The organism is Nocardia crassostreae (genome assembly GCF_001613405.1).
Classification (GTDB): Bacteria; Actinomycetota; Actinomycetes; order Mycobacteriales; family Mycobacteriaceae; genus Nocardia; species Nocardia crassostreae.
The window spans coordinates 147,523-172,471 of sequence record NZ_BDCH01000010.1; the positions used below are offsets into that span (position 1 = coordinate 147,523).

Here is a 24,949-nt window from a genome sequence, read left to right on the forward strand (position 1 = left end):
CAAACCTAGCAGGTTGATCTCTGGTAAGCAGCGAGGTCCGTACCGTCTGGCATTTAGTCGGGGACGGCGCAGCGTAGGCCGCCGAGGAAGGTGCGCAGTTTCGCGGTGGTCTCCACCAGTTCGACCTGGGGATCCGAGGCCGCGACAATGCCGCCGCCGCCGAATGCGCGCAGCGAGCGGCCGTCGGCGGCGAGCTCGGCGCAGCGGATGGCGACGACCCATTCGCCGTCGCCGCGGTCGTCGCACCAGCCCACCGCACCGCCGTAGAAACCGCGGTCGCCCTCCAGGTCGCGAATGGCGTCCAGGGCCAGGTCGGTGGGGGTGCCGCAGACAGCCGGGGTGGGGTGCAGCAGGACCGCCAGATCGAGGGCGGTGATCTCCGGGTCGCGCAGGCGGCCGCTAATGGGGGTGGCCAGATGCCAGACCTCGGGGGTGCTCAGGAGTTCGGGTCCGTCGGGAACGGTGAGCTCGACGCAGACCGGGGCGAGCTGCTCCCGGATCCACGCCACGACGAAGGCGTGCTCGTCCCGATTCTTGGTGCTGGCCAGCAGTTCCCGGGCCTGGGCGGCGTCCGCGGCGGGATCGGCCAGGCGGGGCAGCGTGCCCGCCAGCGGGCGCAGGGTGACGGTGCGGCCGTGCCGGGCGACCAGGACCTCGGGCGTCGCGCCGAGCAGTGTCTCGCCGGGCCGTCCTGCAGGGGTGAGGTCCACGGCGTACACATTGGCGCGGGGATGCCGGGTGACCAGGTGGGCCGCGATGACCTCGGGTTCCAGCGGGGCGTCCGACTCCGCGAGCAGGGAGCGGGCGGCGACCACTTTGCGCAGCGGCTGCCCCGGATCCCCGAGCTGTTCGACGAGCTTCGTCACGCGCGCCACGTGCTCTGCGGCACTGGGCATTTCGGATACCACCCGCACCGGCGGCAGCTCCGGCAGCGCGGCGGGCCGCCACGGGCCCACGGTGTGCGCGGCTTCGGCGGGCGCGCAGAGGGCGGCGGGACGACTCGGATCGAAGGGCAGCGCGCCGACGATCAGATCCGCGGATCCGATACGCAATGCCGCCGCGGCCGCCGCCGCGCTGTCGAACGCGGTGCCGACGCCGCTGGTGCGTACCACGCCGTCGGGCGTCGCGAGCAGGAATCCGTCCATGATGTTCTCGACGATAGTCCGATCGCGCGCCGGTGAAACCGCGGAGAGATACAGCTCATGCCGCCGTGTCCCAGTGCGGTTGGGGGAATCAGTGTTTCGGCGCGGGTTCCTTACCGGGCGGCACCATGAGCACCGGCCGGTGACTGTGCTTGACCACCGCGTCGGCGACGCTGGAGTGCAACAGCGCCCGGATTCCGGTTGCCCCGCGGGTGCCCGCCACGATGATGTCCACATCCAGCTCGTCGGCCACCTCGACAATGGTGGTCCAGATGGTCGTGGTGCACTCCACGGTCCGAGCCTCGGCGTTCAGCCCGGCCAGTTTGGCCAGCCGCACCCCTTCGGAGTTGATGTTCTTGGCGTCCACGAAGGCGACGTCCTCGATCTCGTCGTCGGGCACCCATTCCGGCTGCATCACCCCGGACAGCCCGGACAGTCGCGCGGCCTGGCGCACCATCGGCTCCCAGGCCGTGAGCACGACCGCTCTGTTCGCGGACAGGAAGCGACCCGCGTACTCGACGGCGCGGCGCGCATTCTCGGACCCGTCGTAGGCGATGAGCATCAAATCGCACGGCATGACGAACCTCCTGATGGGAACGCATGTCTCCGTGTCGAGCCTACTCCGGAAAGGTGGCGATGTACGGACCTGGCGACACGCGGCAGGTCACCTCCGGACTGGTAGCGACTCCGAACGAAAGCACCACATTCTCTCGACAGTTTGCGAACGATTCACCCAAATACGTGGTGTGCGCGCTCGGTCCGGTTTTCACTGGAATGTGTCGGCTTTCTCGTGCCGACGATCGACATCGCCGTCGTTGGAGCAGGGCCCGAACGAGGGGTGGATTGTGCGGTTGGACGAGCTGACGACACCGCAGGAGTGGGCGCGGGTGTACCGCTCGCTGTTCGGATTACCCAATGTGCACGTGACTACACCCGGTTTCGTGGTGCTGCCGCTGGCGGACACCATCGCGGCCCTCAATACGCCGGAACCGTTGGGCGCCTTGATACTCGACGAACTGGTCGCACGTGGCACGCCCGGCCCCGTATTGGTTCGGGAAAAACCGCCGCGCCGAACGTTTCTCGCGGTGTTCGATGGATACCCCTCGGAGGAATGTCTCGAACAACTGGAGCGGAACAGCGTGGACATCGGACCACATCGCAGCAATGTCATCCTGCCCACCGGTTTCGGCCGGCACACCCACGAGGGCAGGTGGTGGGCGCGCGCACCCCAGCGCGACGAATCCCTGCCCCTGCTGTCCGAGGTGGTCGCCGCCGCTCGAGCGGTGCTGTGATCAGGGTGGACCCGACGTCGAACACGGTGGAGTCGGCGTTCTTCGGTCATCACGAGGCCGATCCGCGGGCGCTGCTGTATTACGAATGGTGCCAGCGCCACGAATCCGGTTATGCGGTCGCCGATTTCGCGGAGGAGGTGCGCGAGCTCACCAATACCGCCGTGCCGCCGGAGGCGGCCTGCTGGCGGCTGCTGGACCGTATCGAGTCGGCGCCGCGGCTGGGGGACTGGCCGTACACCGAGTGGGGCGATCCCGAGGGCTTCGACCCGCCCGTCGCTTCCGGAACCGGACCGGTGGCGAGTCCCGCTGCCGCGCTACGGCATTCGGAGCAGCTGCCGGATCGCATCCTGGGCGGTTGGCTGGGGCGCTGCGTGGGCTGCACGCTGGGCAAGCCGCTGGAGAACGGGTTCGTCTGGACGCCGGGCCGCATTCGCGGCTATCTCGAGCCCGTCGGGGCCTACCCGTTGCGCGATTACGTCCCGGTGCGCGACCCCATGCCGCCGGACATCGAATTGCATTGGACCTGGCCGGAATCCACGCGGGGCAATATCGACGGCTGCCCGCGCGACGACGATATCGACTACACCGTGCTCGGACTGCACCTGCTCGAACAGCACGGCCCGGACTTCACCGCCGACCAGGTCGCTGCCCTGTGGCTGGAGCGCCTGCCGTTCCTGCAGACCTACACCGCCGAGCGCGTCGCCTATCGCAATCTCATCGACGGCTACGCCCCGCCCGATACCGCCACCTACCGAAATCCCTACCGCGAGTGGATCGGCGCCCTCATCCGCGCCGATATCCACGGCTACGCCAATCCGGGCAATCCCGCCCGCGCCGCGGCCCTCGCGGCCCGTGACGCCTCGGTATCGCATGTGGGCAATGGCCTGTGGGCGGCCATGTGGGCGGCGGCCCTCGTCTCGGCCGCCTTCTTCACCGCCGCCACTCCCGAACAGGCGCTGCTGGCCGCCCACGCGGTGATTCCACCCCGGTCCCGCCTCGGCATGGCGCTCACCGAGGTCGTGCTCGACCACGGTGACGGCCGCACCTGGGAGGAGGCGATCGCCCAGATCCGCGCCCGGCACTCCCGCTACAACTGGGTGCACGCCATCGGCAACGCCTGTGTCATCGCGGCCGGGCTGCTCTGGGGCGAGGGCGATTTCACGACGACCATCGCGCGCACCGTGCAGGGCGGCTGGGATACCGACTCCAATACCGCCACCGCCGGATCGGTCGCGGGCATCCTCACCGGGGCCGCCGCCATCCCGGCGCACTGGACGGACCCGTTGCACGACCGGCTGCGCAGCGCCGTGGCCGGATACGACGGCAGTCGCATCTCCGAACTCGCCACCCGCACACTGGATCTGGTCGGCTGACGGCCGCGACGGTGCGAAGACGGTGCGGGCGGCACCGGGTTCGTCGTCCGTGGACCCGGTGCCGCCCGCTATCCCCCGCGCCTACCTACCGACGCGAAAGCGCTTGTCCGTCAGCGCTCAACAATAGCGACAACACCCTGTCCGCCGGCGGCACAAATGGAAACCAGGGCGCGACCGCCGCCCTTTTCGGCCAGTTGCTTGGCGGTCTGGGCGATGATGCGGCCGCCGGTGGCGGCGAACGGGTGACCCGCGGCGAGCGAGGAGCCGTTCACATTCAGCTTGCTGCGGTCGATCGGGCCGAGGGCGCCGTCCAGGCCCAGGCGGCCCTTGCAGTACTCGTCGGACTCCCAGCCCTGCAGGGGGGCCAGCACCACGGAGGCGAAGGCCTCGTGGATCTCGTAGTAGTCGAAGTCCTGCAGGGTCAGGCCATTGCGGGCCAGCAGGCGCGGCACCGCGTAGGTCGGGGCCATGAGCAGGCCGTCCGGGCCGTGGATGTAATCGACGGCGGCGACCTCGGAGTCGACCAGGTAGGCCAGCGGCGACAGATTGCGCGAGGCCGCCCACTCCTCGCTGCCGAGCAGCACCGCGGAGGCGCCGTCGGTGAGCGGGGTGGAGTTGCCCGCGGTCATGGTGGCATCGCCCAGCTTGGTGCCGAAGACCGGCTTGAGGGTGGCCAGCTTCTCCAGGGTGGAGCCGGGACGCAGATTGTCGTCGCGGGTCAGGCCCAGGAACGGGGTGATGAGGTCGTCCATGAACCCGCGGTCGTAGGCGGCCGCCATGTTCTTGTGCGACAGGTAGGCCAGCTCGTCCTGGGCCTCGCGGGCAATGCCGAATTCCTTGGCGGTGATGGCGGCGTGCTCGCCCATCGACAGCCCGGTGCGGGGTTCGGCATTGCGCGGGATCTCGATGCCGACCATGGACGGGCGCAGTCGGCCGACCAGCTTGGCGTAGTCCTTGTTGTTCTTGGCGCGGTTGGCGTCCAGCATCCATTCGCGCATGGACTCGCTGACGCCGATCGGCGCGTCCGAGGTGGTGTCGGTGCCGCCGCCGATGCCGTTCTCCACCCGGCCCAGGGCAATGCCGTCGGCCACGGTCACGATGGACTGCAGGCCGGTGCCGCAGGCCAGCTGCAGGTCGTGGGCGGGGGTGTACGGGGACATGGTGGAGCCGAGGACGCTCTCGCGGATCATGCCGTGCTCACCGACGCGCTTGAGGACGGCGCCGCCGACGACCATGCCCAGCCGCTCGCCCTGCAGGCCGAAGCGGCTGACCAGACCGTTCAGCGCGGCGGTGAACATGTCCTGGTTGGAGGCGTGCGCGTACTTGCCGTCGGAGCGGGCGAACGGAATCCGGTTGCCGCCCAGGATCGCAACGGGGCGGGCCTGCTTGCTGTTCTTGGCCGCGGTCTTCGCCGAACGGGCTTTGGTGGTCACTCGAGTCTCAAGATCTCGTCGGGGATGTCCGTCACGGCCGATCCCGCGGGACCGGCGTCGGTCGGTTTACATTGAACTTACTCTGGAGTAAGTTCATTTGTCGACACCGGGTACCCCGAAACCGAGACAGAGAAGGTAGGAAAAGTGGCTGCCAGCAAGAGCAAGGGCGCTCCCAACCTGTACGGATCCTTCATCCACTCCGCTCCGGGCGCGTTCCTGGCGAGCAAGCTGGGCCTGCCGCAGCCGGAGAACCTGCGCCGCTATGTCGCCGGTCAGCCCGCACTGCCGGGTCCGGTGCTGGTGGGCGGTAAGGGCCGCGTCGCCGACGCCGTGCGAAACCTGCTGTCGGACTACACCTTCGTGGACTCCGTCACCCCCGGCGTGAAGGTCGGCGGGCTGGTCTTCGACGCCACCGGCATCCGCACGGTGGAGGAGCTGCAGCAGCTGTTCGACTTCTTCCAGCCCGCCATGCGCAGCCTTGCCGCCTCCGGTCGCATCGTCGTCGTCGGCAGCACCCCCGAACTGACCGCATCCGTGGACGAGCAGATCGCCCAGCGCGCCCTCGAGGGCTTCAGCCGCTCGGTCGCCAAGGAACTGCTCAAGGGCGCCACCGCCAACCTGGTCTACCTGCACCCCGAAGCCGCCGCCGCGGCCACCGGCCTCGAATCCACCCTGCGCTTCCTGCTTTCCGGCAAGTCGGCCTTCGTCGACGGCCAGGTCTTCCGGGTCGGCAAGGACGACGCGACCGCCCCGGCCAGCTGGGACAAGCCCCTCGCGGGCAAGGTCGCCGTGGTCACCGGCGCCGCCCGCGGCATCGGCGCCACCATTGCCGAGGTCTTCGCCCGCGACGGTGCGACCGTCATCGTGGCCGATATCCCGGCCGCCGGTGAGGCGCTCTCGGCCACCGCCAACAAGGTCGGCGCCACCGCGCTCGCCCTCGACGTCACCGCCGCCGACGCCGCCGAGAAGCTGGCCGCCTTCGCCACCGAGCGCTTCGGCGGCATCGACATCGTCGTGCACAATGCGGGCATCACCCGCGACAAGCTGCTCGCGAACATGGACGAGGGCCGCTGGAACTCGGTCATCAATGTGAATCTGGCCGCGCCGCACCGCATTACCGAGGGCCTGGTGGCCGCGGGCGCGCTGAAGGCCGGTGGCCGCGTCATCGACGTGTCCTCCATCGCCGGTATCGCGGGCAACCGCGGGCAGACCAACTACGGCGCCTCCAAGGCCGGTGTCATCGGCATGGTCAATGCCGAGGCTCCCAAGCTGGCGGAGAAGGGCATCACCATCAATGCCGTCGCGCCGGGCTTCATCGAGACGGCCATGACCGCCGCCATTCCGCTCGCCACCCGCGAGGCCGGGCGGCTCATGTCCTCGCTGCTGCAGGGCGGTCAGACCATCGACGTCGCCGAGACCATCGCCTACTTCGCCTCCCCGGCCTCGAACGCGGTGAGCGGCAATATCGTTCGCGTCTGCGGGCAGAGCCTGATCGGAGCATGATGAGCCAGCACCACACGCTCACCGAGGTGCCCAAGGCGGGCGGCCTCTACCTGAAGGCGGCGCTGGGCGCGCTGCCCGTACCGGGTCTGTCCCAGCGCAAGCCGGAGATTCCGGACCGGTCGCTCACCCTCGAGGGCTTCCGGGTCGATCCGGATCATCTGGCCGCCTACTGCCACGCCACCGGGCTGCGCTTCGGCGATTCGCTGCCGCTGACCTACCCGTTCGTGCTCACCTTCCCGCTGGCCATGGCGCTGGTGGTGCAGCGCGACTTCCCGTTCGTGGCGGTCGGCGCGGTGCACGCGGAGAACCTGATCGAACGCACCCGCGAGATCTCGGTCTCCGAACCGCTCGATATCAAGACCCACGTCGAGAACCTGCGCGAGCACCCCAAGGGCCTGCTGGTGGATGCCGTCAGCGAGGTCAGCGTGGGCCGCGAACTGGTGTGGCGGCAGGTCACCACCTTCCTGCACCAGCAGAAGACCTCGCTGTCGGGTGGTCCGCGGCCGGAACCCAAGCCGGACGAGGAGCCGCCGCGCCCGCTGCGTCAGCTGCGCGTCGACCAGGGCATGATCCACCGCTACGCGGCCGCCTCCGGTGACCGCAACCCGATCCACATGTCCGCGCTCGGCGCCAAGGCGCTCGGCTTCCCCAAGCCCATCGCGCACGGCATGTGGTCGGCCGCGGCCATTCTCGGCTCCCTCGAGGGCCGGATTCCCGAAAAGGCCACCTACGCCGTGAAATTCGGTAAGCCGATCTTCCTGCCGTCCACGGTCAACGTGTATGCCGACAAGGTCGCCGACGGCTGGGATCTCGCGCTCAAGCACCCGAAGAAGGGCTACCCGCACCTCACCGCCACCATGCGCTGAGCCGAACAACTACACAGCGACGCGAGTGGCGCAAGTGCGCCACTCGCGCACCAGAGCCGGGGCCGACTAGGGACGAGTGGTCGACTAACCCAGACACCACCGGTCCACCCCGGGTAGGGTCGGGCAGCCGACCTCGTCGGCCCCTCAGGGCGGGACAAGAGTCGCGCTCCGAATCGCAACCGTATGTCGCCACGCAGGGGTTTCGACATCCGGACCGCGAATCGGCGCGCGGCTCTGACGTTTCAGCAATCGCAGCCGCAGCACTCGCAACAGTTGCAGCACTCACAACCGTCACACCAGGAGCTCGAGCTTTTGTGGCCCGCGGCCCCGGGCTTGTCCTTTTTCTGCTTCCTCTTCTGCCGCTTCTTTTCCTTACGCGCGAGCTTCTTCTCGAAGGGGTCGGCGCGGCGAGCGGTCGCGCACATGTGCACCACACCGGAGATCCGGCCCAGTCTCCGGAGCACGCCGTTGAGCGGATCCAGCAGCATCCAGCGAACGGTGGCCGTTCGTTCCAGTCCGGCTCGCGTCAGGGCTGCCCGGAGCAATGAATCGGATTCGCGCAGTAGCGCATTGGCTTCCTCGGTGCTGGTCCCGGTGGCCGTGAGGGGATTGAACCGGCCGCGTTCGCGGTCCGCGTCCTGATCCTCGAGGGCATCGGCGAGGTGCGCGATACGCCCGAAATGCCATCCGGCTTCGCGTAGCGCCTCGGCGTTCTCGGGTCGTCCGGCCAGAACGGCGGTGTGTGCGAACAACGCCGCGGCGCACAGTTGAGTCGGTGCGGTCAACTCGGCGAGTGCGCTGCCGACGGAGTTCTCCAGTTGGGCCTGGGATTCGATCGCGGCAATGAGCGGACCGATATCGAGGCCGATCGGAGCCGCGGCCGCGTGGGCCTGGGCGCGCCAGTGGTCGGAGACCCGCGTGAGCGGCCGCGCGGACATGCGGCCGGTATCCCCGTCGTCGATGTGATCCCGGATCTTGGCCGCGCCCAACAGCAGTGACGCGGTCGCGGCGAGTTGAATCCCGGGTGAGTCCGCGGGCACGACGCTGGCCCGTCGCATACCGCGCAATGGGCAAGGCCCCGAGGTGGTGCGGTCCGCGGGCCGGTCCTGCTGTGCTTCGGTGAGCACGCCCAGCACAATGGCATCGGTATTGGTCGCGGCGCGGGCCAACTGGCCGTGCCCGTCTCGCAAACCCAGGCAGAGCCCGCACATCTGGGTCTGCCAGGTGGCGGTCTCCAGGCCGTAATCGGTGGCGCGGTGCGCGCACGGCCGCAGTAATCCGAACAACGTATCCCAGTCCCGGCCGAATGTTCCGGCCGTCCTGTCGGGAAAGCTATACGTCCTTCTTCTTGCCCGCCAGGCCGCGCCAGGCGAGATTGTCGATGAGGTCCACGGCCTCGGCCATATCGACCTGTCCGGCGGCGACCCGGTCGGCAATGGCTTCACCCGCGCCGATGACCGCGACCGCCACCACTTCGAAGTTGGTGCCGGGTTCGGCGTATTTGGCGCTGGACTTGAGCAGTTTGGAGGTCAGTTCGATAATGCGGTCGCGGCTGTTGAGGATCTCGGAGGCGAAGGGCTGCTGGCCCAGGGCCTGGCGGTAGAGCACCTGCCAGGACAGCCGGTTCTCGTCGACATAGGACAGGAATGCCTCGAGACCGGCGCGGAGTTGTTCGTGCGGGGTGAGTTTGGGATTGCCCGCGACCGCGACGGCCTCGATGAAGCGCATGCTCTCCCGGTGGATACAGGCCCGGAAGAGTTCGTCCTTGGAGCCGTAGTACAGGTAGAGCATGGGCTTGGAGATCTTCGCCTCGGCGGCGATCGCGTCCATGGAGGTGTCGTGATACCCCTTGCGCGAGAAGACCTCCACGGCGGCATCGAGCATCTGCTGCTCGCGCACCGCGCGAGGAAGCCGTTTCGTTCCGCCTGCCATTCACTCTCCTAGACCGTGCCCACTCAGTGAGTGGTCGAAGCCCCTATCTTACTCCAAGGTAAGTTCTGTGAGTGTGAATTGCCGGTGATTCGCCGACTGAGCCCTCAGCACTGCGGGGCGGTGCCTTTGAACTTTGCCATGCGCAGCACCGAAGCATCCACTCGGTGTCCCGGCAAACGGCCCGCCGCGACCGCCTGTTCCAGCTGATCGAGCACGCTCGACACCGCGTCCGTGGTGATCCACAGGGCATTGTCGGCCCCCGCGACCAGGGCGGCCTCCACCGCATCGGCGATTCCCATGCGATCGGTGATGGCGGCCATGCCGCTCAGGTCATCGGTGAAGATCACACCGTCGAAGGGCGCCGCGCCGTATCCCGTGCCCTGCCGCAGCAGCGCCATCACCTCGGGGCTGATGCTGGCCGGAATATTCGGCTCGGTCAGGCCCGGCACATCCAGATGTCCGACCATGACGGCCGCGCCCGAGCCGACGAGGTCGCGATAGGGCACCAGATCCTTGTCCTGCAGCTGGGCCAGCGGCGGCGTGCGCACGGCGCCGGTGTGCGAATCGCCGGAGCCGGAGCCGTGACCCGGGAAATGCTTCATGACCGTGCCGACCCCGGCCTCGGTCATGGCGCGAATGTAGGCGCTCGCGTACTCGACCACCACCGCCGGATCGTCGGAGAAGGAGCGATCGCCGATCACCGAATCGTCGGGCTGGCTGCTGACATCCACATCGGGCGCGAAATCGACGGTGATGCCGAGTGCCTTCAGCTTGCGCCCGCGATCCAGGCTGAACTGATAGAACTCGTCGGCCGACATGGTCTGCGCGACGACACGCGCGGACGGCGCCGGGCCGATCAGGTCCTTGACCCGCGAGACCCGGCCGCCCTCCTCGTCGATGGTCACCATGAGCGGGGTGCGCGCGGCGGCCTGCACCTGGTCCAGCTGCCCGTCGGTGAGCATGGACTTATCGGTCCAGCCGCCCACGAAGATGCCGCCCACCTGCTCGGTCCGGACCACGTTCGCCGCATCCGCGGCCCCGGTCACGCCGACGGTGAGCAACTGCGCCAGCTTCTGCCGCACGGTGAACTGCGCGAGATACCCGGCCGCACAATCCTGCTGCCCGGGCGTGGTCGTGGGCGCGGTGCTGCTGCCGGATTCGGAACTGCCGGTCGCCGATTCGGTGGAAGGGGCGGAGCCGCCGCCCGAACAGGCGGTCAGCACGACCGCGGTCATTGCCAGGACGATCCCCGGAACGATGCGCATGCCCCCGACGGTAGCTGCCCGTGCGCCGCCCGCCGACGGCGACACCGGGTCGACGGGCCGGATGATCCGTGGAATCGGGCTGTGGCGCGCGGGTTTCGCTACTGCTTCGGTAGCTCGTGGTGTCCGCCGAATGCCTGGCGCATGGCGGAGAGCACCTTGTCGGCGTACAGGGCATTGCCGCGCGAGGAGAACCGCTGGAACAGTGCCGCCGACAACACGGGCGCGGGCACGCCCTCGTCGATGGCGGCGTCCACGGTCCACCGGCCCTCGCCGGAGTCGGAGACGCGCCCGCCGAAGGAATCCAGGTTGGGATCGGCGTACAGCTCGGCCGCGGTGAGGTCGAGCAGCCAGGAGGCGACCACCGAACCGCGCCGCCACACCTCGGTGACCTCGGGCAGATCGATGTCGTACTGGTAGTACTCCGGATTCTCCAGCGGCGTCACCTCGGCGGAGTGCTCCGCGTCCTGCTGCTTGCCCACATTGGCGTTGTGCAGGATGTTCATGCCCTCGGCGTAGGCGGCCATGGCGCCGTATTCGATGCCGTTGTGCACCATCTTCACGAAGTGACCCGCGCCCGCCGGGCCGCAGTGCAGATAGCCCTGTTCGGCCGGGCTGGGCGCACCGGTGCGGCCGGGGGTGCGCGGTGCGGCGTCGACCCCTGGTGCGATGGATTTCAGCAGCGGTTCGAGGTATTCGACGGTGGCGTCCTCGCCGCCGATCATCAGGCAGTAGCCGCGGGTGCGGCCGAACACGCCGCCGGAGGTGCCGATGTCGACATAGTGAATGCCCTTGGGAGTCAGCGCCTTCGAGCGCTTGATGTCCTCGTGGTAGCGGCTGTTGCCGCCGTCGATGATGATATCGCCGGGTTCGAGGAGACCGGACAGTTCGTCGATGACCGCACCGGTGGCACCGGCCGGGATCATGACCCAGACCACCCGGGGCGTCTCGAGCATGGCCACGAACTTGGCCAGATCGGTGCTACCGGAGAAGCTGTGACCCAGTTCGGCGGAGAGTTCGTCGATATGCGGGCGGTGGCGTTCGTAGCCGACCGCGGTGTGCCCGTCCTCGACGATGCGCCGCACGATATTGGCGCCCATCCGGCCGAGCCCGATCATTCCGAGCTGCATACTCATCTCCTCGTGTCGGTTTCTCTGCCCGGTTCTAGCTACTTGTCCGATTGTCCCAGGGTGGCCCGGCGCGCGAATTTTCCGGTCGCCGCGAACGCGTGTGTAACGCCCCCGAGCAGGAGTCGATAGACGGGGTGGCTCCGTGCTGTTGCCAGACCCCCGACCCGGCAACCGCACGGAGCTCTGTACCGTCTCCCCGGATATTCAGCGCACGGCCGAGAGCCGTGGACCGTCGAGCACGCGTGCCGGCGGTTGGGATCCGCACCGATTGTGGGCGTACCCGGGGAGATACCCGGGCCTCACGAAATCAGTTGTCGCCTTCGCACACCCGAGTATTGGTTTGCTGTTGGTTTGCTCTGCTTGGTGTGGAGCTGCACGTTGTCGGGGTTGCCCACTATGGTGGGCGGTGAACTCGCGCTGTGTGAGTCGGCATTCAACCATTGGGAGGATAGTTCGTGACCAGCGGTAGTCCCAGGCGGCATACGCGTGCGCGCAGCGCCGCCGAGGATTCGGCGTCCGGACGGCAGATCCTGAACTCCGCGGCCGCACGCCGCGCCGGAATCGCGGCGGGTGTGCTGATGGCGGCAGGCGGTTTGGCCTTCGCAGTGGATTGGTCGCTATCGTCCGGCGAGGTGCCGCGTGGCGTGCAGGTCGCGGGCATCGATATCGGCGGTATGGACCGGTCGCTGGCGCAGTCCCGGCTGGAGAACGTGCTGAATCAGCGCGCCGCGCAGCCGCTCACGGTGCAAATCGGTGATGTGCGAACCGAATTGGTGCCGCGCGACGCCGGTCTGTCGGTGGACTGGGACGGCACCTGGGACCGCATCGGCGGCCAGCCCATGAACCCCTTCACCCGCCTGACTTCCTTCTTCACCACGCGAAAAGTGGAGCCCGCCGTCACCGTCGACGATGCCGCCATGGCCACGCAGCTGGAAACGCTACGGGCACACGACCGGCAACCGGTCGAGGGCGGCGTCGTCTTCGAGGACGCCAGACCCGTGCCGGTGCAACCGGTGCCCGGTCGAGTGCTCGACGCGCCCGCGGCCCGCGTTGCGCTGGCGGAACATTGGGCCGACGGACCGGTGCTGGAGCTGCCCGCCGTCGAAACCCTCGCGACGGTCCGCGCCGAGGCGGTGGACCGCGCCCTGCGCGAGCAGGCCGCGCCCGCGGTCGCCGCGCCCATCACCTTCACCGGTAAGGGCGGCAATGCCGTCCTGGCGCCCGCGCAGATCGCCGGTGCGCTGTCCTTCCACCCGAACGGCGAAGGCGGACTGAAGCTTTCGTACAACTCCGAGGCCCTGATCGCCGCGCTGGAGCCGCAGTTGAAGCCCACCGAGGTGGAGCCCAAGGACGCCACGTTCAACCTCAGCGGCGGCCGCCCCATCGTGATCCCCGCCGTCGTGGGCGACACCATCCAGTGGGACAAGACGCTGGAATCCTTCGACACCCTGGTGATTTCGGCGGGGGATCGGTCCCGGACCGTCGTCTACGAGCACGTGAAGCCCAAGCTCGCCACCGAGGACGCCGAGAAGCTCGGCGTGGTGCAGATGATCGGCACCTTCACCACCAGCGGCTTCAGCGGGCCCTCCGGCGTGAACATCAAGGTGGTCGCGCGCCAGGTCAACGGCGCCGTGGTGAAACCCGGAGACACCTTCTCGCTCAACGATTTCACCGGTCCGCGCGGGGTCGAGCAGGGCTATGTGGAATCCGGCATCATCGACAAGGGCCGCCCCAGCACCGCGGTGGGCGGCGGTATCAGCCAGTTCGCCACCACCCTCTACAACGCCGCGTATTTCGCGGGTATGGAGGATGCTGGCCACACCGAGCACAGCTATTACATCTCGCGCTATCCGGCCGCCCGCGAGGCCACCGTCTTCGACGGCGCCATCGATCTGAAGTTCAAGAACAACACCCCCTTCGGTGTCTTCATCGAGGCCGCCACCACCGATTCCGAGGTAACGGTCCGGCTGTGGAGCACCAAACTCGTTGAGGTCGAATCGATTACGGGGGACCGCACCAAACCGACTGAGCCGCAGACCATTACCCTGCCCAAGGGGAAGGACTGCATCGCCACCGAGGGCGCGCCCGGTTTCACCACGTCCGACACCCGGGTGATCAAGGACGCTAAGACGGGCAAGGAGCTGTCCCGCACCACGCGCACGGTGAAATACGACCCGATACCGGTCGTCAAATGTGAGTAGCCCGGGGGACGGGAGCAGGGGAAGGGGTTGATGTTGTCGGCGGTGCGACTCTCGCGGGCGGACAGGTGCGCCATGGTGCGAACCTGGTGGCGAGATCCGGTCGACTACACCTGGCTGGTGCATCGGCTCGAGGCCCGCGGCGCACTGGGCAGCTTCAAGATCGTGGTAGCGGCGGGCGGCGCGGTCATGTTCGTGATCGCCCTGCTGACCTGGGTGTCGCCCGCCGGGCCGTCCGGTCTCACGGGTCAGGTGGTGTTCGGGTTCGTGGCCGCCGGGGCGGGGCTGTGGACGCTGTACTGGTGGATCGCGCCCTGGCCGAGCGCGAATACCTCGCTGCTGTTGCTGGGCGGTGCCGATGTGCTGGTCACGGCGGCCTGCCTGATGGACCGCAATCGGGTGTACGGCTCCCTCGGCGCCATCCTGCTGGTGGTGACCGGTGGCTACCTGACCTTCTTCCACGGCCCGCGGGTGCTGGCCGCGCACACCATCTGGTCACTGCTGTCGGTGCTCACGCTCAGCACGCTCATGGTCATCACCGATACCGGTGACCTGGCCTTGGCCCTGTCCATCATCCTGATCATGGCGGCGGCCACCGTCCTGGTCCTGCCCGCCCTGCAATTCCTGTACTGGCTGCTGCGCACCGACGCCCTGTCCGACCCGCTCACCATGCTGCTCAACCGCCGCGGCCTGGATTACTACCTGTCCCAATGGTTCGATTCCGCCGTGGACGACGCCATTGGCGTGATGATCATCGACCTGGACCGATTCAAGGCCGTCAACGACACCTACGGCCACTCCGCCGGTGACGAGGTCCTGGTGCGCGCGGCTCGCTGCATGCGCGCTGCCGTCGACCCGGGCGCCCTCGTAGCCCGCAGCGGCGGTGAGGAATTCGTGGTCATCACCCACCTGGACCGCGCCGCCGCCATCATCGCCGCCGAGCGCATCCGCCGCTCCATAGCGACCGCCGCGGGCGCCCGCACCGCCATCACCGCCAGCATCGGCATCGCGGTCGACGACGGCGCCCTGCCGCACCCGACCCCGGATCAGCTTCTGCGAGCGGCGGATTCGGCGATGTACCGGGCAAAACGACTGGGCGGCAATGCCGTGATCCTGGCGGGCGCCGAACCGGAATAGGTACGGTCTCAGCGCAGCAGTGAGCGCGAGGTCGGCGCGAGGAGTAGTTGCTCGGCCGGGGCGCACGACCGGGCGCCCAGCTCCGGCAGGACCCGCTCGGTCCAGTCCCGTGACGCTGCGAGCGCGTCGAGCGCCGCGGTGCGCGCGTCCGCATCGGGAAACAGTGCGAACCAGGCGAATACCGTCTCCGTCCGCACCGGCAGCCGGGTGAAATCGTTCGGCGTCGGATCGGTGCGATAGCAGCCGATCGGGCTCATGCCCAGGGCCGGGCGAACCCGGTCGTCGAAGAACTCGGCGAACTCCCGCGGATCGCCCGCCGGATAGTAGATCGTCGCCAGAGCACGGGATTGCGGCGACTCGACGGCTCTGGCCGGTGGGCGTTGCCCGGACAGGTCGAAGGCGGAGTCAGCGGTCGCAGGGCGCAGGAGCAACGCGTTGTCGGTGTCCACCATCGTTGCTCGGGCGGCCGGGGCGTGCTCGCGCCAGACCGGGCCGTCGATGTAGAACGCGGTGAGGGACGCCGTGCGGGCGGGGATATCCGGGAACGCTCGCATCCATACGAAACGGTCCGGATTCGACTCGTCGCGGAACTGTCCGGCGATTCGCATGCCGACCGCTTCCTGGGTTTCCACGAGTTCGCGGTCGAACAGGTCGATCATGATGTCGCGCGTGCCCGGTCGCAGGGTGTACTGCCGCAATTCGACTACAGGCCAAGGGTTTTCCACCATGGGACGACTGTGTCAGTGGGAACGGCCGCGTTCGAGTGGCCCGGAAGACTATATTCGTCAATATCTGGCCAGCGGGCGGATCGCGTGCGCCATAAGATCGTTCGCATGGGAATCCAGCGCGCTACGGCTCGGGTGATCCTGGTCGATCCGGACGATCGCGTTCTGCTCTTCCGCTTCCGGCCGCCGCCGCCCTTCGACCCCGATCCGGGCTGGCTCACGCCGGGTGGCGGGCTCGATCCCGGCGAGAGTTTCGAGGACGGTGCGGTCCGGGAAGTGTTCGAGGAGACCGGATATCGCATCGATCGGGCGCAGTTGAGCCCGGTGGTGGCGGTCAGTGCCGGGCAGTGGTAGAGTGACGACGGCACGGTGTACGGCGCCACCGATTCCTACTTCTTCGTGCGGGCGGCGGCCTTCGAGGTGGACGTGTCCGGTCATGAGGAGATCGAACGCACTGCGCTGTCCGGCCATCGCTGGTGGGCGCTGCCGGAGTTGCGCGGCACGTCCGATCACGTCTTCCCATTGGGTCTGGCCGAACTGCTGGAACGGCTGCTGGCCGGGGACGTTCCGGGCGAACCGGTGCGGCTGCCGTGGCGGCGAGACTGACGGCGGCTCAGCCGCATTCCGCGACGACGCGACTGCTGCCCTTGCCGAGCTTGCGGAAGTCGTCGCTGGACAAACCCAGGGTGGCGGGGTTGATGGTGATCGAACCCGACTTGTAGCCCTCGTCGATGATCTTCCCGATACCGCTCTGCGAGATGCCTTCCGCGACATAGATATTGGCAATGCAGTCGGCGGTCTGCTCGTTCAGCTTCGCCTTGTCCTGCAGGGACTGCGAGATCTGCTCGGTGGTCAGCCCGCCGGAGGCGACGGCCCCGCCCGACGTGGTCGTCGTGCCGCCCGGTGTGGTGAGGGTCGAGGACGTGGTCGGCGCGCCCGAGGTCGTGGTGACCGGGGCGGAGGTCACCACGGCCGCGGAGGTCGTGGGCGCGGCGAGCGGCGCGGGCTGGGTCGACTCCTTGCTACTGCAGGCGGCCAGCACCGGCAGCGCCAGCAATGCCACGACGACAACGGATTTCTTCATCGCAGTCCTCAGATCTCTTGGGTGACAGGTCGTCACGTCACTCCAGAGAATGGGCCGGACCGCTTGCGATCAGGTGGTGGAATGCCTTAAAACCGCAGGCAGCTCACTTCTTCAGGCATTCACCGACAATCTTGTTGGTGGCCTCGCGCGCCTTGTTCGCGTCCTCGCCGGTCATGCCGAGCTCCTCCATATTGGTGGCGGAGGCGGCCTTCTGATCGTTCTTGATCATCAGCCGCAGCCCGTCCTGCGAAATCCCCTGTTCCACATAGATGCGCGCGGCGCAGTCGGCCAGCGCCGCATCCTTGAGGCCACCGTCCTGCAGCGCCTTGGACACCTCCGCCTGGGTGACGGCGGGAGCCTTGTCGTCACTGCCGCATGCGGCCAGCAGCGGCAATGCGACGAGCGCGGCGGCGAGCAGGGAAATACGCACTGGTTCCTCGTTTCTCACGGAACTGGATATGCCGCAGAGACGATCTCACAGATCCATGGCCGCGCGCAGCGCTGTGTCGATCCGATCCGCGGTCTCGGCGTCCACGGCATCGATGCGCCGCGCCAGCCAGCCGCGATAGATGCGGCCCAGATTCCCGGCATGCACCCAGCCGTGACCCGGAATGGGCACGGCCAGAATGTCGCGCGGATCCTCGGCCTCCACCTCGGCGGCGATCAGCCAGGGTCGCGGTGACTCGTTGATGCCGTCACTGCTGATGAGAATGATGTTGCGTGTCTTGCGGGTGCCGTGTGGGTGATAGACCCAGAGTTCACCCCTGCGCACGCAGCTCCTTCTCCGCCGCGGCGCGTTCGCGCTCGTCGGCCTCCGCCATATCGACCGGGTCGGGTGCGGGCAGGCAACCGGTGCGCACGGCTTCGCGCCGCGCCGCGCGCGATATCCACGCCGAGGGTGACATGCCCGCGCGGGCCGCCGCCTGTTCCGCATACGACCAGGCCGCCGCGTCCAGCGACAAGGTCACTTTCCGGGTTGCCATACCTTTTATCGTACCGCCGGAGGGCTCTTGCCACGCTTGCCGTTACCGGCCGAAAATCTCGATTGGCGGCCGGTGGGCCGCTGTTAGGGTCGATCCGCAGGGACCATTCCGGGGAGTCGACGATGACCAAGCTGAACCATTTCCGCGCGGGCAGCGGGGAGCCGCTCGTACTCGTGCACGGCGTCGGGAGCCGCTGGCAGGTCTGGGAGCCCATTGTCGGCCTGCTCGCCGAATCGTTCGATGTCATCGCCGTCGATCTGCCGGGTTTCGGCGGGAGCCGACCGCTGCCGACCACCACGGTGTCCACGCTCGCCGACGCTCTGGTCGAATTCCTCGCCGCGGAAGGCATCGAAAGACCGCATCTGGGCGGCAATTCCATGGGCGGCGGCATCGCCCTGGATCTGGCGGCGCGCGGGCTGGCCCGGTCCGTCACCGCGTACTCGCCCATCGGGTTCTGGGACAGGGCCGGTCGCATCTGGTGCCAGCAGGCGCTGGGCCGGGCGAAGGATCTCAGCAAGGTGCTGCACCCGGCCGTCCCGGGCCTGGCCGGAAATATCGCGGGGCGGACGACGCTCATGGGCCTGGTGCTCGGCAAGCCGTGGGCGGTCGATCCGCAGGTCGCCGCGGACACCATCGACGCCCTGCTCGCCAGCGAGGGCTTCCCGCCCGCCCTGGCCTCTTTCACCGATTTCCGATTGCCCGATCGCAGCGCCGTCGCCGCTGTCCCGGTGACCATTGCCTGGGGCAATCGTGACATTCTGCTCACGTACGCCACCCAGGCCCGGCGCGCCCGCGAGGTGCTGCCCGAGGCACGGCATGTCACGCTGCCCGGCAGCGGTCACACGCCGTTCTACGACGACCCGCCCGGCTGCGCCCGGCTCCTGCTGGACCAGCTCTGACCTGAAGGAACGACCGTGAGCAACAATGTCTCCCTCACCTTCGACGGCAATCGCGCCCACGTCGCCCTGGACCGGCCGGACAAGCACAACGGCCTGACCGTCGACATGCTGCGCGAGCTGGTGCGGGTCGCCGGAGTCATCGAGCGGCGCAGCGATATTCGCGTGGTCATCCTGTCCGGCAACGGGCCCAGTTTCTCCTCCGGCCTGGATATCGCCAAGGCCATGGGCAATCCGCTCGATGTGCTGCGCGCCTTCGTGCCGCTGCCGTGGCGCGGCACCAATGTCTTCCAGGAGGCGTGCTGGGCGTGGCGGCGACTGCCGCAGCCGGTCATCGCGGTGGTGCACGGACGTTGCTACGGCGGCGGCCTGCAGCTGGCGCTGGCCGCCGATTTCCGGTTCGTCACACCGGATTCGGAATTCTCGGTCATGGAGGCCAAGCACGGTCTCATTCCGGATATGACCGGCGCCGCGACGCTGTCGCGGTTGATCGGCATCGATCAGGCGCTGCTGCTGACCATGACCGCGGACTGCGTGGATGCAGCCCATGCGGAGCGAATCGGCCTGGTCACCGAGGTTTCCGCGGATCCGCTGGCCGCCGCCGAGAAGCTCGCCGACCGTATTGCCGCGCGCCCGGCGCCCGCGGTGGCCGCCGCCAAGAAGCTTTTCGATCGCACGTGGAACGCATCGGTTCGCCGTACGCTGTCGGTCGAACGTGCGACGCAGCTGCCGCTGATCGTCCGGCAGGCCCTGAACCGAGGATCGAATTCGCACTGAGCAGGACGCGATTTCGCAAACGTAAGCGAACTCACTGCAAACAATCCGGTTTGGAACACCACCTCTCGGGGTATCGCTGTTAGCATTTTCACACTTTGCCAGCGAGTCGAACCTCTTGTGTGACCCGTCACATACCGTGTGGTCCGCAAATAATTCGGCAGAACCGGAGGATCCACCGCATTGACCAAGACCGCCCCCCTGCTGCTGACCGCCATAGCAGGTGCCACGGCCTTGCTCCTTTCCGTGACCACCCCGGCCGCAGCCAACCCCAATGCCATCAATCCGATCCCGGTGCTCAACGGCACCAACGGCCTGCCCAATCTGCCCGGGCGCACCAAGGCCGTCTTCCAGGCCACCGGCATGGCCAGCCCCTACAACACCCAGAACTACAACGTGCTCGGCACCGACCTGGGCATCATGTGGGACAACGGGCACGGCGAAATGCTCACCGCCTTCGGTGACACCGCCGGTCTCGGCTTCCCCAATCTGCTGGTCGGCAGCACCTGGGCCTGGCGCTCCAATATCCTGGTGCGCTCGCACACCCAGAACCCGGCCAACGGCATCTACTTCGACAGCGTGGTGCGCGATATCTTCGGCCAGGCGCGCGATCTCATCCCCAGCCCCAAGATTCCATGGCTGGAGATCAGCCGCATTCCCACTGCGGGCATTTCGGTGGGCGGCGTCCAGTACATGAGCCTCATGTCGGTGAAGACCTGGGACGACGTCGGCGAGTGGACCACCAACTTCTCCGGCCTCGCCGTCTCCGGCGACAATGGCGAGAACTGGGTCGAACTGCCCGCCACCCGGCGTCCGGACGACGGCGGCAACAGCAACTTCCAGATGAACGCCTTCCTCAAGTCCGACGGCTTCGTCTACGAGTACGGCACCGCCTCCGGCCGCAATAATCCGGCATTCGTGGCGCGCGTTCCGGAGGCCGCCATCGGCGATCTCCCCGCCTACGAATACTGGAACGGCGACAAATGGGTGAAGGACGATGTGAACGCGGCCGCGCCCGTGATCGGCGGCGTCTCCGAGATGTCGGTCATGTGGAACGACTATCTCGGCGAATACATCATGCTCACCACCGATCCGTGGAATTCGGTGGTCATGTACCGCGCACCGCATCCGGAAGGTCCGTGGGGCGGTCCGGAGGTGCTGATCGACACCCGCGAACTGCCCTCCGCGTACGCGCCGTCGATCTTCCCGTATCAAACCGGGCGTGACCTGTACTTCCTCACCACCGTGCACAGCCAGTACAACGTCATCCTCATGCGCACCACGCTCTGAATTCGAACGGTTTCAGGAGATCTCCCCCGAACGCGCAAGACGTGTTCGGGGGAGATTCGCATGGTGGACCAACCCATAGACTCGACTCATGGACGCCGCCGCATGGGACGAGCATTACGCCCGAACCGAATTGGTCTGGGGCGCACCGCCCAACGACACCGTTGTGGAGCAGGTCTTCGGCCTGGAGCGCCGATTGCCGACGGGCCCCTTCGCGGTCGGCGAGCCCCGCCCCGAATACCCCCGCGTCCTGGACCTCGGCTGCGGTGAGGGCCGCAATACGCTGTGGCTGGCCACGCACGGCTGTCAGGTCGACGCCGTCGACTTCTCCCAGACCGGCATCGACAAGGGCCGCACCGTCGCCTCGCGCCTGTCCCGCTCGGTCCGCGGCCGCATCAGCTGGCACTGCGCCGATGTCACCCGGCTCGACGGCACCGATCTGACCGGACCCTACGAGCTCGTTCTCATGGCCTTCCTGCAACTCCCGAGAGCCGATCGCCGCGCCCTGCTGCTGCGCGCGGTGGCGATGCTGTCCCCCGGGGGCACGCTGCTCGTCCTGGGCAACGACACCCTCAACCGCACCGAAGGCTATGGCGGCGAACAGGATCCCGATCGGCTGTTCACGCCGAACGATATCGTCGCCGAGCTGGATCCGGCCGGGGACGATATCCGCATTCGCGTCGCCGACCGCATCGCCCGGCCCACCGAGGATCGGGATGCCATCGACGCCCTGATCGTCGCCACCAAACCGGTGCCCGAACCGCCCACGGAATCCGAGACGCCCCCGGCGCTGGAGGGCTAACGCGCCCAGCGCTCCAACCAGACCGCGACGGTCGCGGCGATCTCCTCGAATCCGGCGCGATAGGAATGGGCCTGGCCCGGAATCACCCGCACCTCGGCGGCATCGGCGGCGTCCGGTATCCCGAACGGATCGCGCGCCCCGTTGACCACGACCACCTCGATATCCCCGGGCGCCAGCAGTTCCTCCCGCCGCGACTTCTCCGGTTTGCCCGGCGGATGCAGTGGGAAGGAGAGCGCGACCACGCCGCGCGCCCCGGCCGCCCGCGCGGTGCGGCAGGCCACCCGCGCGCCATTGCTGCGCCCGCCCTGAATCAAGGGCAGGGTGGCGAGCTTGGTCTTCAGCACCGTCTTCTTGCGCAGCGCCGCGATGATCTCCAGCCAGGCCGCGTCCTGCACCTCGGCATTGCCCGGCGCACGCCGTCCCGCCACCCGATACGGCTGTGTCACCAGGGCCACCGCGCCGCCTTGCGCCACCGCCGAATCCCGCACGGCCAGAATGTCTTTCGCATCGTTCCCACCCCCGGAACCATGCGTGAGCAGCAACAGGAACGCCGGTTTCCCGCCCGCGGGCCGGTCGATCTCCACCTCCGCCGGTCCGGCACTCGTCTCGATGCGCATACCGCACCGTAACCGGGCCTGTCGAGGACCTAACACCGGCGCGCGCGGGGCGGCGAGAACTCGCCTCACCTGCGATTCCGGGATCCCCTCGGGCTCAAGGCAAACCCGGCGCCCAGCAACGCGCGTGCTTCCCGTCACAATCGCCCGTGCTGACCTTGGCGGCGGTTTTACCCGTCGGTAACATGGCGCATAAGTTACCCGCCAGTAGAGATGCTTTACGGTGTCTACCCGGTGGAGACCTAACGGGCGGGAACGGCACCAACCGAACCGCACCCATCTCAATGGAGAGTGAGTACGACCATGGGTCACTACAAGGCAAACGTCCGCGACCTCGAGTTCAACCTCTTCGAGGTCCTCGGCATCCAGCAGCTGCTCGACGCGGGCGCCTACGGCGACGCGGGCGCCTACGGCGACCTGGACGCCTACACCGTCAAGGAAATGCTGAACGAGGTCCGCCGCCTGGCCGAGGGCCCCCTGGCCGACTCCTTCGTCGACGGCGACCGCAACCCGCCGACCTTCGACCCGGCTACTCGCACCGTGACCCTGCCCGAGTCCTTCAAGAAGTCCTACAAGGCGCTCGAGGATGCCGGTTGGTCCAAGGTGCCCGTGCGCGAGGAGCTGGGCGGCCTCGGCGCTCTCTCCGTCGTCGGCTGGGCCCTGGGCGAGATGATCCTGGGCGCCAACCCCCCGGCCCAGATGTACGCCGCGGGCGCCGGTTTCGCGCAGGTCTTCTACAACAACGGCACCGATGAGCAGAAGAAGTGGGCTCAGATCATCGCCGACCGCAACTGGGGCGCCACCATGGTGCTGACCGAGCCGGACGCCGGTTCGGACGTCGGCGCGGGCCGCACCAAGGCGGTTCAGCAGGAGGACGGCTCCTGGCACATCGAGGGCGTCAAGCGCTTCATCACCTCGGGCGACTCCGACGACCTGTTCGAGAACATCATGCACCTGGTGCTGGCCCGCCCCGAGGGCGCCGGACCGGGCACCAAGGGCCTGTCGCTGTTCTACGTGCCGAAGTTCCACTTCGACTTCGACACCCAGACCCTGGGCGATCGCAACGGCGTATTCGTCACCAATGTCGAGCACAAGATGGGCATCAAGGTCTCGGCCACCTGTGAGGTCACCTTCGGCGGCCACGGCGTGCCTGCCAAGGGCTGGCTGGTCGGCGAGGTCCACAACGGCATCGCGCAGATGTTCGACGTCATCGAGAACGCTCGAATGATGGTGGGCACCAAGGCCATCGCCACCCTGTCGACCGGTTACCTGAACGCGCTGGAGTACGCCAAGACCCGCGTGCAGGGCGCCGACCTGACCCAGATGACCGACAAGGCCGCGCCGCGCGTGACCATCACCCACCACCCGGACGTGCGCCGCTCGCTGGCCATGCAGAAGGCCTACGCCGAGGGCCTGCGCGCCATCTACCTGTACACCGCCGCGCACCAGAACGAGGACATCGCGAACCTCGTCTCGGGTGCGGGACAAGGATGTCGCCTTCCGCGTGAACGATCTGCTGCTGCCGATCGTCAAGGGCGTCGGCTCCGAGCGCGCCTACCAGTACCTGACCGAATCGCTGCAGACCTTCGGTGGCTCCGGCTTCCTGCAGGACTACCCGATCGAGCAGTACATCCGCGACGCCAAGATCGACTCGCTGTACGAGGGCACCACCGCCATCCAGGCGCAGGACTTCTTCTTCCGCAAGATCGCCCGCGACCGCGGTGTGGCGCTGGCCCACGTGGCCGGACAGGTGCAGTCCTTCATCGAGCGCGAGGGCGGCAACGGTCGCCTCAAGGCCGAGCGCAAGCTGCTCGCCACCGCCCTCGAGGATGTGCAGGCCATGGCCGCCACCCTGACCGGCCACCTGATGGGCGCCCAGCAGGACCCGAAGGAGCTCTACAAGGTCGGCCTGGGCTCGGTGCGCTTCCTGCTCGCCGTCGGCGACCTGCTCATCGGCTGGCAGCTGCTGGTGCAGGCCGAGGTCGCCATCAAGGCCCTCGACAACGGCTCCACCGAGCCGTTCTACACCGGCAAGGTCGCCACCGCGCAGTTCTTCGCCCGCAATGTCCTTCCGGAGCTGACCTCGGTCCGCACCGTGCTGTCGAACCTCGACAACGACATCATGGAGCTGGATGAAGCGGCGTTCTGATCCACTGAAAACCACTGAGGCCCGGAGCAATCCGGGCCTCAGTTGTATATAGAGGCACCAGAGGGTCCGGATACCGGTCGAATTCCCCCGGATAGACGAAGAGCCTCCGCACTGGGCAGAGGCTCTTGTTTGGTGGAGCCGGTGACGGGAATCGAACCCGCAATTCGACCTTGGGAAGGTAGCGTGTTGCCACTACACCACACCGGCAGTGCGCTCGAGAGCGCGTTCGCGACTCTATCAGACCGGGGCTGGCGGGGCGCAAATCTTTAGGGGTTGTGGCTGGTCATGGGGTGGGGTGTGGTGTTGCGGGGGCGGCGCGCCGGTGATCTTGCGGGATGTTTTGTCGAAGTGCGGGGGTTCAGTTACG

25 protein-coding genes, 1 tRNA gene and 1 pseudogene are annotated in these 24,949 nt (G+C 67.8%); 13 read left to right on the plus strand and 14 right to left on the minus strand.

From position 1 onward, the window contains the following. Positions 1–53: 53 nt before the first annotated feature. Positions 54–1,145 (minus strand): isochorismate synthase, encoded by a 1,092-nt coding sequence (locus NC4_RS05440; RefSeq protein ID WP_067533117.1) that lies wholly within the window; start codon positions 1,143–1,145, stop codon positions 54–56. A gap of 88 nt (positions 1,146–1,233) precedes the next feature. Continuing rightward, positions 1,234–1,719 (minus strand): universal stress protein, encoded by a 486-nt coding sequence (locus tag NC4_RS05445; RefSeq protein ID WP_067533120.1) that lies wholly within the window; start codon positions 1,717–1,719, stop codon positions 1,234–1,236. Positions 1,720–1,993: 274 nt separating this feature from the next. On the opposite strand from NC4_RS05445, the gene NC4_RS41455 reads away from it, so the two are divergent. Both NC4_RS41455 and NC4_RS05455 read left to right on the plus strand, forming a co-directional pair. Next, positions 1,994–2,434: a hypothetical protein gene (locus NC4_RS41455; RefSeq protein ID WP_218020916.1), complete on the plus strand. Its 441-nt coding sequence runs from the start codon at positions 1,994–1,996 to the stop codon at positions 2,432–2,434. A 5-nt stretch (positions 2,435–2,439) separates the two neighbouring features. Further along, positions 2,440–3,807 carry an ADP-ribosylglycohydrolase family protein gene (locus NC4_RS05455; RefSeq protein ID WP_218020918.1) on the plus strand — a complete coding sequence of 456 codons (1,368 nt, stop codon included), beginning with the start codon at positions 2,440–2,442 and terminating at the stop codon, positions 3,805–3,807. Between the two features lie 110 nt (positions 3,808–3,917). Here NC4_RS05455 and NC4_RS05460 read toward each other — a convergent pair whose 3' ends face one another. Further along, positions 3,918–5,240, minus strand: coding sequence for an acetyl-CoA C-acetyltransferase (locus NC4_RS05460; protein WP_067533126.1), 1,323 nt, complete (start codon positions 5,238–5,240; stop codon positions 3,918–3,920). Positions 5,241–5,384: 144 nt separating this feature from the next. Between NC4_RS05460 and NC4_RS05465 the strand changes: the two genes are divergently transcribed. Both NC4_RS05465 and NC4_RS05470 read left to right on the plus strand, forming a co-directional pair. Continuing rightward, positions 5,385–6,743, plus strand: coding sequence for a 3-oxoacyl-ACP reductase (locus NC4_RS05465; protein WP_067533129.1), 1,359 nt, complete (start codon positions 5,385–5,387; stop codon positions 6,741–6,743). Next, positions 6,740–7,609 carry a MaoC family dehydratase gene (locus NC4_RS05470; protein WP_067533132.1) on the plus strand — a complete coding sequence of 290 codons (870 nt, stop codon included), beginning with the start codon at positions 6,740–6,742 and terminating at the stop codon, positions 7,607–7,609. Before NC4_RS05465 ends, NC4_RS05470 begins: the two co-directional genes overlap by 4 nt. Before the next feature lie 242 nt (positions 7,610–7,851). On the opposite strand, the gene NC4_RS05475 is transcribed toward NC4_RS05470, so the two are convergent. From NC4_RS05475 to gnd, 4 genes are all read right to left on the minus strand, one after another. Then, on the minus strand, positions 7,852–8,895 hold the full coding sequence (locus tag NC4_RS05475; protein ID WP_067533135.1) for a DUF5685 family protein: 1,044 nt from the start codon (positions 8,893–8,895) through the stop codon (positions 7,852–7,854). 46 nt (positions 8,896–8,941) lie between these two features. Then, a complete protein-coding gene (locus NC4_RS05480) occupies positions 8,942–9,541 on the minus strand; it encodes a TetR/AcrR family transcriptional regulator (protein ID WP_067533138.1) in 600 nt (199 codons plus the stop codon). A 104-nt stretch (positions 9,542–9,645) separates the two neighbouring features. After that, positions 9,646–10,806 carry a glycoside hydrolase family 3 N-terminal domain-containing protein gene (locus NC4_RS05485; RefSeq protein WP_067533141.1) on the minus strand — a complete coding sequence of 387 codons (1,161 nt, stop codon included), beginning with the start codon at positions 10,804–10,806 and terminating at the stop codon, positions 9,646–9,648. A gap of 98 nt (positions 10,807–10,904) precedes the next feature. Then, positions 10,905–11,933 (minus strand): phosphogluconate dehydrogenase (NAD(+)-dependent, decarboxylating), encoded by a 1,029-nt coding sequence (gene gnd, locus NC4_RS05490; RefSeq protein ID WP_067533144.1) that lies wholly within the window; start codon positions 11,931–11,933, stop codon positions 10,905–10,907. Between the two features lie 455 nt (positions 11,934–12,388). Here gnd and NC4_RS05495 point away from each other — a divergent pair, with 455 nt between their 5' ends. Next, positions 12,389–14,134 (plus strand): VanW family protein, encoded by a 1,746-nt coding sequence (locus tag NC4_RS05495; RefSeq protein WP_067533147.1) that lies wholly within the window; start codon positions 12,389–12,391, stop codon positions 14,132–14,134. Between the two features lie 72 nt (positions 14,135–14,206). Next, entirely contained in the window at positions 14,207–15,268 is a 1,062-nt protein-coding gene (locus NC4_RS05500; protein WP_067533150.1) for a GGDEF domain-containing protein, read from the plus strand. Positions 15,269–15,276: 8 nt separating this feature from the next. Here NC4_RS05500 and NC4_RS05505 read toward each other — a convergent pair whose 3' ends face one another. After that, positions 15,277–15,996, minus strand: a complete 720-nt coding sequence (locus tag NC4_RS05505) for an NIPSNAP family protein (RefSeq protein WP_067533153.1) — start codon at positions 15,994–15,996, stop codon at positions 15,277–15,279. A 105-nt stretch (positions 15,997–16,101) separates the two neighbouring features. On the opposite strand from NC4_RS05505, the gene NC4_RS38700 reads away from it, so the two are divergent. Further along, positions 16,102–16,347 carry an NUDIX domain-containing protein gene (locus NC4_RS38700; RefSeq protein ID WP_084528535.1) on the plus strand — a complete coding sequence of 82 codons (246 nt, stop codon included), beginning with the start codon at positions 16,102–16,104 and terminating at the stop codon, positions 16,345–16,347. 15 nt (positions 16,348–16,362) lie between these two features. Next, positions 16,363–16,599: an NUDIX hydrolase gene (locus NC4_RS38705; RefSeq protein WP_084528537.1), complete on the plus strand. Its 237-nt coding sequence runs from the start codon at positions 16,363–16,365 to the stop codon at positions 16,597–16,599. 7 nt (positions 16,600–16,606) lie between these two features. On the opposite strand, the gene NC4_RS05515 is transcribed toward NC4_RS38705, so the two are convergent. The 4 genes from NC4_RS05515 to NC4_RS05530 form a co-directional block, all read right to left on the minus strand. Beyond that, positions 16,607–17,077: a hypothetical protein gene (locus tag NC4_RS05515; RefSeq protein WP_067533157.1), complete on the minus strand. Its 471-nt coding sequence runs from the start codon at positions 17,075–17,077 to the stop codon at positions 16,607–16,609. A gap of 103 nt (positions 17,078–17,180) precedes the next feature. Continuing rightward, a complete protein-coding gene (locus NC4_RS05520; RefSeq protein WP_067533160.1) occupies positions 17,181–17,507 on the minus strand; it encodes a hypothetical protein in 327 nt (108 codons plus the stop codon). Positions 17,508–17,552: 45 nt separating this feature from the next. Next, positions 17,553–17,849, minus strand: a complete 297-nt coding sequence (locus NC4_RS05525) for a hypothetical protein (RefSeq protein ID WP_067533165.1) — start codon at positions 17,847–17,849, stop codon at positions 17,553–17,555. Then, entirely contained in the window at positions 17,836–18,060 is a 225-nt protein-coding gene (locus tag NC4_RS05530) for a hypothetical protein (RefSeq protein ID WP_067533168.1), read from the minus strand. Before NC4_RS05530 ends, NC4_RS05525 begins: the two co-directional genes overlap by 14 nt. A 122-nt stretch (positions 18,061–18,182) precedes the next feature. Here NC4_RS05530 and NC4_RS05535 point away from each other — a divergent pair, with 122 nt between their 5' ends. From NC4_RS05535 to NC4_RS05550, 4 genes are all read left to right on the plus strand, one after another. Continuing rightward, positions 18,183–18,959, plus strand: a complete 777-nt coding sequence (locus NC4_RS05535) for an alpha/beta fold hydrolase (protein WP_067533170.1) — start codon at positions 18,183–18,185, stop codon at positions 18,957–18,959. Positions 18,960–18,974: 15 nt separating this feature from the next. Next, positions 18,975–19,733: a crotonase/enoyl-CoA hydratase family protein gene (locus NC4_RS05540; protein WP_067533173.1), complete on the plus strand. Its 759-nt coding sequence runs from the start codon at positions 18,975–18,977 to the stop codon at positions 19,731–19,733. Between the two features lie 180 nt (positions 19,734–19,913). Then, positions 19,914–21,020 carry a glycoside hydrolase family 183 protein gene (locus NC4_RS05545; protein WP_067533176.1) on the plus strand — a complete coding sequence of 369 codons (1,107 nt, stop codon included), beginning with the start codon at positions 19,914–19,916 and terminating at the stop codon, positions 21,018–21,020. Positions 21,021–21,108: 88 nt separating this feature from the next. Then, on the plus strand, positions 21,109–21,819 hold the full coding sequence (locus tag NC4_RS05550) for a class I SAM-dependent methyltransferase (RefSeq protein WP_067533179.1): 711 nt from the start codon (positions 21,109–21,111) through the stop codon (positions 21,817–21,819). Here the strand turns inward: NC4_RS05550 and NC4_RS05555 are convergent. Continuing rightward, on the minus strand, positions 21,816–22,436 hold the full coding sequence (locus NC4_RS05555) for an alpha/beta hydrolase family protein (RefSeq protein WP_067533182.1): 621 nt from the start codon (positions 22,434–22,436) through the stop codon (positions 21,816–21,818). The two genes, NC4_RS05550 and NC4_RS05555, sit on opposite strands and share 4 nt — an antisense overlap. A 300-nt stretch (positions 22,437–22,736) precedes the next feature. On the opposite strand from NC4_RS05555, the pseudogene NC4_RS05560 reads away from it, so the two are divergent. After that, positions 22,737–24,582: pseudogene (locus tag NC4_RS05560) on the plus strand (acyl-CoA dehydrogenase). A gap of 133 nt (positions 24,583–24,715) precedes the next feature. Here the strand turns inward: NC4_RS05560 and NC4_RS05565 are convergent. Next, positions 24,716–24,789, minus strand: a tRNA-Gly gene (locus tag NC4_RS05565). Positions 24,790–24,949 lie beyond the last annotated feature (160 nt).

Excerpts from the sequence above, each read along its gene's own strand:
- NC4_RS05440 (WP_067533117.1), bottom strand. The coding sequence starts at position 1,145 with ATGGACGGATTCCTGCTCGCGACGCCCGACGGCGTGGTACGCACCAGC.
- NC4_RS05445 (WP_067533120.1), bottom strand. The coding sequence starts at position 1,719 with ATGCCGTGCGATTTGATGCTCATCGCCTACGACGGGTCCGAGAATGCG.
- NC4_RS05470 (WP_067533132.1), top strand. The coding sequence starts at position 6,740 with ATGATGAGCCAGCACCACACGCTCACCGAGGTGCCCAAGGCGGGCGGC.
- NC4_RS05480 (WP_067533138.1), bottom strand. The coding sequence starts at position 9,541 with ATGGCAGGCGGAACGAAACGGCTTCCTCGCGCGGTGCGCGAGCAGCAG.
- NC4_RS05485 (WP_067533141.1), bottom strand. The coding sequence starts at position 10,806 with ATGCGCATCGTTCCGGGGATCGTCCTGGCAATGACCGCGGTCGTGCTG.
- gnd (WP_067533144.1), bottom strand. The coding sequence starts at position 11,933 with ATGCAGCTCGGAATGATCGGGCTCGGCCGGATGGGCGCCAATATCGTG.
- NC4_RS05500 (WP_067533150.1), top strand. The coding sequence starts at position 14,207 with ATGGTGCGAACCTGGTGGCGAGATCCGGTCGACTACACCTGGCTGGTG.
- NC4_RS05505 (WP_067533153.1), bottom strand. The coding sequence starts at position 15,996 with ATGGTGGAAAACCCTTGGCCTGTAGTCGAATTGCGGCAGTACACCCTG.
- NC4_RS38700 (WP_084528535.1), top strand. The coding sequence starts at position 16,102 with ATGGGAATCCAGCGCGCTACGGCTCGGGTGATCCTGGTCGATCCGGAC.
- NC4_RS05515 (WP_067533157.1), bottom strand. The coding sequence starts at position 17,077 with ATGAAGAAATCCGTTGTCGTCGTGGCATTGCTGGCGCTGCCGGTGCTG.
- NC4_RS05530 (WP_067533168.1), bottom strand. The coding sequence starts at position 18,060 with ATGGCAACCCGGAAAGTGACCTTGTCGCTGGACGCGGCGGCCTGGTCG.
- NC4_RS05535 (WP_067533170.1), top strand. The coding sequence starts at position 18,183 with ATGACCAAGCTGAACCATTTCCGCGCGGGCAGCGGGGAGCCGCTCGTA.
- NC4_RS05550 (WP_067533179.1), top strand. The coding sequence starts at position 21,109 with ATGGACGCCGCCGCATGGGACGAGCATTACGCCCGAACCGAATTGGTC.
- NC4_RS05555 (WP_067533182.1), bottom strand. The coding sequence starts at position 22,436 with ATGCGCATCGAGACGAGTGCCGGACCGGCGGAGGTGGAGATCGACCGG.